We start from the raw sequence: 9,713 nt of genomic DNA on the forward strand, positions 1-9,713 counted from the left end.
ACTTACGAGTTTAGAAGTTAGCTACCGCAGCGACTTAGGACAAGGTTGTGTCTAAGTTGCTGCGGTAGCTAACTTCTAAACTCGTAAGTCATGTATTCGTCACTCTTAACTCAAAAAAGCCTTAGACCAAAATCACCAGGTACTGCATCAATTGCTTGATAATCAACCTTCCTCAACTTTAATTCACCCTCACCCCCTCCGCCGTACGGCTATTTCGATCCTGCCGATCGATGCGGCGTAGATCGACCATTAATCCTGCAAATGCGGCACCGTAGTTTACTTCGTATTCTTTGCCATCGTAAGTGACCTTACCAGAAGCTCTTTCCCAATCTTTGGCCAACAGCACATAACGTTCACCCGCTTTCGGATTGGGGCCAAACATGAGGAAACGTTGATCTGAGCCATTTTCAAAAGCAATGGCAAAACGATTGGCCTTGGGGCTAAACGTGAACACCCCGGGCGTGCTGCGGGGAATAAAAATTTCTTCAACTTTTTCCCCATTGATCACCCGCACTTTTCCTTCCACAATTTCGGAAGCGTTTTCACCCAGTTTCCGCCGCAAATACACATCGTCGGACAAATAAAACTGGATTTTTTTCAGTTCTGATTCACTCCAGCGGTTGCGGTCGTACAAATCCTGAGTAAAATAAGATAGGCTTGGACTACAACTGCTAAACGCCGCCCACAGCAGCAACAACATAAGGGTATTTCTCATCATCACGTGTTTTTGATTTGTGATGCGGAAATTACAGGAAGTCACCTATGTGTAAAAGAGGATTATGAAAAGTTTAACGAGGGTTAAAATAGTTTAACAGGGTTCCAGCGTTCCAAAGTTCCTAGATTTAACCCAACTCTGGAACTTTGGAACCTAGGAACTTTGGAACTTTGTAACTTTCCAGACAATCCCTTTTCTCTAAATTTTGTTACATTAGCACGTAGGTAGTTAAACGACCAGAACATGAGAATTTTTACAGAGAAAACAACTTTCCTCAGCTTGCTTTTTTGGGTACTGGCTTTGCCAATGGCAATGGCCACGCACAACCGGGCTGGAGAAATCACGATAGAACAAGTGGGCAACTGTGTGACCAGTTTGACCGTCAAAGCAACCATTGTTACGTATACCAAGGCGAGTAGCTTTATGGTGGATCGTGACTCCTTAACCATTTTTTGGGGTGACGAATCCCCTGGAGCCCGTGGTCAACAGGTATTACGGGTCAATGGGCCCATTGGGGTGAATGGCGTTGGAAAGGGGGAATTGCTTGAGAACGATACCCGCAAGAACGTTTATGTTGCTTTTCATACCTACCCTTCGCGTGGCACCTATGTAATTTCGATGAATGACCCCAACCGCAACGGGGGCATCATCAACCTCAACTTCCCGAACTCGGAGCAAATTAAATTCCACATCCAAACCACCTATACTTTTCCAAACCCACAGGTAGATGGCTGCAACAATACCCCAGTTTTGTTGCAACCGCCAATCGATATTGGTTGTGTAGGAAAACCTTTTATCCACAACCCGAATGCCTACGATTCGGATGGCGACAGTTTGGCCTACAAATTGATCATTCCATTTTCGGATCGAGGGGTGCAAGTGCCGAATTATCTCTTTCCGAATATGGTCAGTCCAGGGCCCAAGAACAACCTCAGCATCAATGAACGAACGGGGGAAATTGTCTGGGATGCCCCCCAACGAGCTGGGGAATACAACCTGGCCATGATCATTATTGAATACCGGGATGGCAATCCGCTGGATACCATTGTGCGGGACATTCAGATTTTGATCCAAAGTTGTGACAATCAACCACCCAAAATTGAAGCACCCGACGAAATTTGTGTTATCGCAGGTCAGGTCGTTGAATTTACAGTAACTGCTACTGCCCCGATTGAAGAAACCCGGCAAAGGGTGAAATTGGGTGCCTTGGGTGGACCTTTTGAAGTAAAAATCAGCCCAGCCACCTTTACGCCCAATATCAATACTTACCAAAACGACCCATTCGTAAAAACCTTCCGTTGGGAAACGCGCTGCGAACACATTTCGGATCAGTTCTACACCGTCGTGTTCCGAGCCGTGGATGATTTTTACCCGCGAGACTCCACGGGTCTGTCCATCCTCAAAACGGTGCGAATAAAAGTCGTCGGGCCGCCTCCGGAGGATGTACGAGCGGCACCGGGTAATGGATTTATCGATGTCAGTTGGCAAAAACCCTACGTGTGCGACAAAGCAGCTGAAAATTATTTCCAGGGCTTTACGGTCTGGCGCAGGATTGGCAGCAACTCTTTTGAACCGGATACTTGTAAGCCTGGTTTGCAGGGGCAAGGTTATACCAAATTGACGGAGTTTTCCATTGTTGATAGTTTAAACAAACGCTACCATTTCCGTGACAATGATGTGGAACCTGGCAGAACGTATTGTTACCGGATTTTGGCCGAATTTGCCAAAACGACCCCGGGCGGGCGTTATGCGTACAACCTTTTGGAAAGTTTACCTTCCAAAGAGGCTTGTGTACAGCTCAACCGCAACCTGCCCATCATCATCAAAGCCGATGTGGTCAGTACCAGTGCCACTACGGGTAACGTGCAAGTCTGCTGGACCAAGCCCAAAGCCAACGACCTGGATACCCTCGTGAATCGAGGGCCGTATGGTTACGAAGTGATGCGTGCCGAAGGCTTGACCCCGGCGGATGCAGCGTTCCAGCCCGTCGCCCGCTTCACCAGTACAACCTTCAAGGGGGCCAATGATACCTGCTTCCTGGATCAAAATTTGCGTACAGCCAATACTCCGTATAGTTACCGCATTCGTTTTTATACGGGTCGATCAACGACGGAGCCGCTGGGAGTTACACCGCTAGCATCTACGGTATTTTTGCAGATCAGTGCTTCGGATAAGTTGTTGAATTTGGGCTGGCAGGAAAATACGCCTTGGGACAATTATGCTTACGTGGTGTTTAAAAAGAATGCCGCAGGTACCTTTGATTCCATTGCGACGGTAACAACCAATAATTATACCGACCGCAATCTGGTCAATGGCACCGAATATTGTTATAAAATCCGGGCTCTTGGCACCTATGGCATTGTCGATATCGTCAGCCCTTTGATCAATCACTCGCAGGAGGCTTGTGGGCGGCCACAGGACAACGTAGCTCCTTGCCCTCCGACAATCAAAGTCGCGACAATTTGTGACAAACCGACCGATTGTGCCGACCGCGACCTACAAGTCAATACCATAACCTGGAATCGCCCCACCGAAACTTGCCCCGATGCAACCGATCTGGCGGGTTACCGGGTGTATTTCAATAGTGGAGATACGGTGGGTACGTATACATTGGTGGGTACCATCACTTCGCCGAATACGCTAATATTCACGCACCGTCCTGAGTTGGGCATTGCGGGTTGTTACGCGGTTACCTCCGTTGATCAATTGGGCAATGAAAGTGGACGCAGCAACTTGATTTGTGTGGACAACTGCCCACGTTACATCCTACCGAATACCTTCACGCCAAATGGGGACAATCAGAATGATTTGTATACGCCTTTCCCCTTCTGTTTCATCGCTTCGGTGGATTTCCAGGTGTTCAACCGCTGGGGTCAACTGGTGTTCAAAACTGCGGATCCGAACCTGAATTGGGATGGTACCAACCTGCAAGGTGATGCGCTCCCAGCCGGGGTGTACTACTACAAGTGTATGGTGTTTGAACAACGGGGGAATGGTGTGGTGCCGGTGGAGAAACCGCTGGAGGGGTATATTCAGTTGGTGAAATAGAAGTCAGCTATGAGCCATCAGCAGTCAGCTATGAGCATAACTCAGGCTGATTGCTGATGGCTCAGTGTGAATTGCGTCCGCAGTGCGGACGTATTTGGAGACATCCGCCAAAACTGACAGCTATCCGTTAGCGTAAGTGGATAGCTGGAATAAGTCTCCTGACTTGTTCCCATTATCCCCGCGTCTACTGACCATAGCCGTCAGGCTAAGGCTTCAATAACACCAAAAATAAGGTAATTTTGAGAAAAAACGCCAATGGACTATCCAAACTCAATAGAAACAGAAAAAGAACTGGCCATCAGATTACATCAATTTTTCACATCGGATCGGATAGAAAACTTAGCCCGGGAAGCAAAATTCATCGAACGCAGCACCTCACGTTTAACGGGTCAGATGTTTTTGCAAATGAATATATTCAACACGTCAAGCGGAGATGAAAGAAGTTTAAATGACCAATGCGAGTATTTGGAAGAAACCTATGGGATAGAATTAAAGAAACAAAGTTTAGATGAAAGATATAATACCTATGCAGTATCGTTTATGAAACAATGCTATGAAAGGCTCCTGGTAGAAGTTTTACAGCCTTATGTAGAGCCATTCAATGCAACGAATAGTGAAAATGCTAATTTTTTCAACAGTATAGAGCTGATAGATGCGACAACTTTTGATTTATCATCAGCATTAACAGTATTTTATAAAGGGGGTGGTAATGTATCGTCTTCAGTTAAATTACACCATCGGTATGAATTACTGCGGGGTGAAACATTGGACATAAAGATTGTGTCTGGTCATGAAAATGATGCGTGTTATTTACAAGACTTAAATCATCAACTAACAGCAGGTTGTTTATACATGAAAGATTTGGGCTACGTTAATTTAGAGCATTTTGAGCGTATTGATCAGGAGAAAGGCTATTTTCTATCGCGTTTCAGAAGTTCGATAAATTGTTATATAAAAAATAAAGCGGGCCACTATGAGGAGATACAAATGGTTGATTTAGTACCTGCCTGGGGACAAGACAAAGACATACCTTGTATATATATTGGTAAAAAGAAGCTCAAAGTCCGTATGATCATTCAATCATTACCTGAAGAATTAATAGAAAAGCGTAAGAAAAAAGTGATTAGGAATAACAAAACACATGGTTCAAAGACATTTCATGAAAATACACTGTTGCTGTGTCACTACAATGTTTATATAACCAATGCAGATGTATCGCTTTTACCAAGGGATAAAATAAGGTTTTTGTACGCTCTGAGATGGCAAATTGAACTGATATTCAAAATTTGGAAGTCAGTTTTTGATATTGATAAAGTCAAACAGATGAATATTTTTCGCTTTGAATGTTATTTGTATGGGCGCTTAATGGCCATTCTACTCTCTGAAAAAATCCAAAACCTGTATAGAGACTATTTGTGGGAGGTAGAAGAAATAGAAATAAGTGAATATAAATGTGCTAAAATTTTAAAAAAAACTTGATGCGCTCCGTGAAGCTATTGAGCAAGGAGAACAGGCTATCTTAGTTTTTTTTGAAGCTATTTTTAAACATATGGCGAAAAGAGGCAGCAAGGATAAAAAAAAATTGCCTGATAAATCTTACAGGACTTCACCAAGAGAGTTCATTAATACCTTAGCCTGACGGCTATGGTCTACTGACGCAAAAGTATGCACGATGGTTTGAAAATAGCTCTAACTAAATCCACTTATGATTAGCACTTTTTCTTGGCATGGTGCATACTCATGCGTTTGTAGACGCGGGGATAATAGGTGCAGGTCATGAGACCATGCACCAGCGTTGCGTTTTGGGAGCCAAAGGGCAAGACTTGAACTAGCGGAGCGAGATAATGTTTCTAATCTTTTTGTCAACTTGGTCCCATTCCATCTCTAAAAATAATTGCTAAGCTGATGTGATAAAGAAAAAACGAAAGTGCCAAGGCTAAAAATAATCCAACGATTACTCGATAAATTTTTTTTGTGCCCCTCATTTGCCAAGTCAATGGAATTGTGAGTATAGGTGTCCCAAACATTGCAAACCATAATATTTGTCCCAATGTGTCCATATTCTTTATTTCTTCTTTGTCGTAATAGTCAGGATGAAGCCACCACCAAGTTCCAAAAGTAAGCATATGTGGCCTATACATCATCTCAACCAACCCCAAATCCCGAATACACCCTTCCCTCTTCAGGTACAAACCCCAAAACAATATCCTGCGCAGGCACCCCTCTTCGTACGAACTCTTCAGCCACTTCCTCCTCTGTCCAGTTTTGCATCACCCATATTTTCCCATTGCGAACATCGAAGTGCATCAGTACATCAAAGGAAAAAGCCCCTTTGTGCCAACCTGTGCTGACCAGTTGAAAATGACCATTTTCCCGATCTGTAATTAGCATTTTCTCCAGTCCAGGTGCATTGGCATAAGGTGTTGCCGCATATTCTTGCAAATAGGCCACTAACAAATCCTGATAATGCGTTACTTTATCCATTGTACAATGGTTTTGGCTGTAGTTTTTCTGCGCCTAAGTCAAGAAAAAAACCTACTTCGCCCACTTTAAATGGGAAGCTATCATGGGTGATTATCCAACCATCCTTTGCCAAAGCTTCCCGCACTGCATCATGATAAATATCCTTTGCCAATTTTTTTCAACAAATTTATTTCCAAATCAAGAAAAAAGCAATAGCAAAACAAAATATGTATCCCTGCATTACTTCAGCTCAGCCGACCCAAACAACACCGAAAACGCTTTGCACCAGACCAGTACGAATTTTTGTTCTTCTGTGTTGGTTTCAGCAGGAACTTCCAGGCGCACATTGCCTACACTCAATTTATTGGTAAGTTCGATAAAGTTATCGTTTCGTAGCGAGGTCGACAAGAAGATACGTAAATCTGGGCCTCGATCCGTATGGAAGTTTTCCAGCAACAAAAAACGCTTGCCATCTTTGTCTTTAATCAACTTAGCAATACCTGTGGTTGTATATCGATTGGCGCCGCTGAATGTACCCGAAGCAAGTTCTTTATCCGTATCCACTGGGCTGACAATATCATTTTTTTCAATAGGCTTGGTACAAGCAAAACTAAGGCCAAGTAGTAGCGTTAAAACAAATATTTTGTACATAGGTAAAGGTTTATGGTAATCAACATGATTGTTCTATACTGAACGACTATTCATAGGGGCTTGTTTCTCCCACACGTGTCGTGGTGAGAACACTTTGGATAGAATAGTGTGCCCAATTGAATTGCGTCCACACTGCGTTCGTATTTGGAAACTCGGTCTTCCCCCTTACTATTTCTTTTTCATGTCCCCCAAAAGTGCCTTCGCGTTTTCATTCCCCGGGTTCAACTTCAAGGCTATTTTGCAATTTTCTTCAGCAGCTTTGAGTTGTCCCAGCACAAATTGGGATGCCGCAATCCCATAATAAACTCTGTCGTCCTTTGGGTCAAGTTTTGCTGCTTTTTGGTAGTAGTCTATTGACTTTTGATACTCCTCATTGTCGTAACAAGTTGCGCCAATATTAAAGCAAGCTTTAAAGTATTTTGGATTGATTTTTAAAGTCTCTTCTAGTTTTTCAATCCCAACTTTAGTTTGTCCTAAGCTGATGTAACTTACGCCTTGTTTATAATAGCAGGTGTCTAACTTGTACTTGCGCTCTATACACTTTTGAAATACTAGAACTGCTTTGTCATGGGTTTCGCTGTCATAGAGCTCGTTGGCCATTTTATACAATTCCGCAGCTGATTGATTGTCCAAGGATTTTTCAAAACTGTCGTCCTTGGAAACCAAAGGTTTGGTGGGGTCAGGGTTTCCAACGTCCCAACCGTCGTAAGATGCAACTTGAAAAGTTTTAGAAAGTTGTTCAAGTTGGTTTTCTCTTTCCAAAAGGGAAACCCTCGAATGTATTTCTTCTTTTTCAACATGAAGTATAAACTCTTGATCTTCGGACTTTTCAAGTCTAACCAGTTTATAGTTGTCTTTAAGCAACTCGTCTTTAAGTTTTTCGAGCTTGGATTTGTCCTTGTCGTAAAAGAAGAAACCATAAAGCAAGGGCTTTTTAATGTCCACTCCTTGAAGCTCCATTTGGTCAAATATGGAGTTGATGTTTGTTTGTCTTTCGTTGTCTTGTACTGTCGAACAGCTGGCTACGCTCAGTAAAGCAAAAAATGCAGCAATTATTTTTCTCATTGTTGTCTGTGTATTGTAGTGTTGTTAAAGCGGTAAGTTTCCTAGAAGCACTTCAGCCGCCATATTGTCAAATCGATGTTGTGCGTTCACTTTTTTCTTTTTCTATCATTGAATCGATAAAATCATTAACGTTCAATTCTTTCAATTCAGCGTACTTTTTTTTATCCTGATTGGCCTTTTCAGCCAACTCGTATTTCATTTGTTGGTATTCTAATCTCGCCCAATCATTTTTTCTTAAAAAATTTCGAGACAAAAGATGTCTTTCCAATGCTTTGCTGTCATTGGGGCAAACATAAAGATGATGCTGTATGCTATCTAAAATTTCATTGTTGCCTTTCCCATTCCTTTTAAACACATCTCGGCCTTCAATCCCCTGATTTCCACTGTGGTAGTATCCTGTTTTTTCCAATCCTGATTTTATTTTTTGAAAATCCGCTTGATTGGAATAGACAATATCAATGTCGATGATTGGTTTAGAAGCCAAATTGGGTACAGCAGTACTTCCAACGTGTTCAATATTAAATGTAAGGCCCTGAAGCCCATTTTCTATTTCACGTTTTAAATCCGCAAAATTCTTAATCCAAGCTGGTGTGTATTTTTCGATTAACATGGTGTTTTTTTAAGTGATGCACAACACGGAGATATGAGTATTTATTACGCCCGCTTGGTAAAGATAAACCAGAAGCACTAAACTTCATCACAAAAATAGAGCTTGGATTTGGCACCTCCCTGTCATAGCAGCACGAAAATCCTACTTTTGTAAAACGGCTGTTGGGCAGTTATTCGTTAATTTTTCTTTTACAGAACTGAATCCAACTTTCGTTGCTTGGGTGAGCATAAATTATTGGATTTTTACCATAGTAAGCAATGTTCTTAACTCCTAAGGCATCTGCTCTCTCTTTTAACTCTCTTGCGTGAAAAGCGTGATGGGAAGATATTTCTGGTGCAGAGTAAGGGTGTACGACATCTCTAAGCGTATTATTTATCCAAATTTCAGGGTCATCGGCAGACATCAAAGATAACATATCAACCTCTGCTCTATAAGTATCAAGGGCAGCAGATTCATATTGTGCATTGGAAGACACTCCGTATATTTTTCGAATGTTGCCTGTTTCATTAGCCAATATTTCTGACCAAGTAAGACTGTAATCTACGAATACATCATTTACCCAGCGGTCTTCAATATTATAACTTGATTGAGTTTCTCTGGCTACTACACCTTTTATTCTACTGGATTCCCTTAAAACAGGGTCATTGTTTTGTACATCTGCGAAATCATTATTAAATGCTATCCAAAGAGAAGTGCCTGCGCCTGCTGAATTTCCTGCTAAAATGATTTTGTTTTTGTCTATGTTAAAATCAATGGCTCTACTTCTTATGTATTGCAATGCCCTTCTTACATCTGACATTGGTTTTTTAACGCCTTCGGTTTCTCCTGTCGTGTTTAGATAAGTGTAGCGAATAGTTGCAAAAGCGATATTGTTTTGAAGTAAAAATCTTATATCTGTTGGAAAATCCCACGCTCCACCTGACTGAACAGAATATACAAAATCTTTGTCACCACTAGTAAAACCACCACCGTGAACATATATAACTAAACCTGTCGGAGTGTTAGAATTTGGTAGCCAAATATCAAATTGAGTTCTTGCTTTGTTGTCATATGCAATGTCTTTAGCAAATTTTGCATTAATTCCTTGCAAGTCAAAAGGTGAGTTTGAAAAACTTATATTTGAAGTAGGAATAACTTGATTTTCATCGTCTTTTCCACAAG

General features: G+C 42.0%; 10 protein-coding genes. 2 read left to right on the forward strand and 8 right to left on the reverse strand.

Annotation, left to right across the window (positions count from 1 at the left end; translation table 11 throughout):
- Positions 1-178: 178 nt before the first annotated feature.
- The gene (locus tag ACEW9O_RS16600; RefSeq protein ID WP_373551304.1) at positions 179-715 is read right to left on the reverse strand and encodes a hypothetical protein; all 537 of its coding nucleotides are present in this window, start codon (positions 713-715) and stop codon (positions 179-181) included.
- 243 nt (positions 716-958) lie between these two features.
- Between ACEW9O_RS16600 and ACEW9O_RS16605 the strand changes: the two genes are divergently transcribed.
- Both ACEW9O_RS16605 and ACEW9O_RS16610 read left to right on the forward strand, forming a co-directional pair.
- On the forward strand, positions 959-3,763 hold the full coding sequence (locus tag ACEW9O_RS16605; RefSeq protein ID WP_373551305.1) for a gliding motility-associated C-terminal domain-containing protein: 2,805 nt from the start codon (positions 959-961) through the stop codon (positions 3,761-3,763).
- Positions 3,764-4,018: 255 nt separating this feature from the next.
- Positions 4,019-5,242 carry an IS4 family transposase gene (locus ACEW9O_RS16610; RefSeq protein ID WP_373551306.1) on the forward strand — a complete coding sequence of 408 codons (1,224 nt, stop codon included), beginning with the start codon at positions 4,019-4,021 and terminating at the stop codon, positions 5,240-5,242.
- Between the two features lie 383 nt (positions 5,243-5,625).
- Here the strand turns inward: ACEW9O_RS16610 and ACEW9O_RS16615 are convergent, their stop codons facing one another.
- The 7 genes from ACEW9O_RS16615 to ACEW9O_RS16645 all read right to left on the reverse strand — a co-directional run.
- Entirely contained in the window at positions 5,626-5,889 is a 264-nt protein-coding gene (locus ACEW9O_RS16615; protein WP_373551307.1) for a hypothetical protein, read from the reverse strand.
- A 19-nt stretch (positions 5,890-5,908) separates the two neighbouring features.
- A complete protein-coding gene (locus ACEW9O_RS16620) occupies positions 5,909-6,247 on the reverse strand; it encodes a XisI protein (RefSeq protein ID WP_373551308.1) in 339 nt (112 codons plus the stop codon).
- Positions 6,240-6,398: an element excision factor XisH family protein gene (locus ACEW9O_RS16625; protein WP_373551309.1), complete on the reverse strand. Its 159-nt coding sequence runs from the start codon at positions 6,396-6,398 to the stop codon at positions 6,240-6,242. The genes ACEW9O_RS16620 and ACEW9O_RS16625 overlap by 8 nt, the downstream gene beginning before the upstream one ends.
- Before the next feature lie 68 nt (positions 6,399-6,466).
- The gene (locus ACEW9O_RS16630; protein ID WP_373551310.1) at positions 6,467-6,877 is read right to left on the reverse strand and encodes a DM13 domain-containing protein; all 411 of its coding nucleotides are present in this window, start codon (positions 6,875-6,877) and stop codon (positions 6,467-6,469) included.
- 168 nt (positions 6,878-7,045) lie between these two features.
- Complete coding sequence (locus ACEW9O_RS16635; RefSeq protein WP_373551311.1) at positions 7,046-7,942, reverse strand: ribonuclease E inhibitor RraB; 897 nt, start codon at positions 7,940-7,942, stop codon at positions 7,046-7,048.
- Between the two features lie 67 nt (positions 7,943-8,009).
- Positions 8,010-8,552, reverse strand: coding sequence for a GrpB family protein (locus ACEW9O_RS16640; protein WP_373551312.1), 543 nt, complete (start codon positions 8,550-8,552; stop codon positions 8,010-8,012).
- Between the two features lie 169 nt (positions 8,553-8,721).
- The coding region (locus tag ACEW9O_RS16645) for an alpha/beta hydrolase (protein WP_373551313.1) at positions 8,722-9,713 on the reverse strand (992 nt) is incomplete at its 5' end.

It is taken from the genome of Haliscomenobacter sp. (assembly GCF_041740695.1).
In the GTDB taxonomy this organism is placed as follows: Bacteria; Bacteroidota; Bacteroidia; order Chitinophagales; family Saprospiraceae; genus Haliscomenobacter.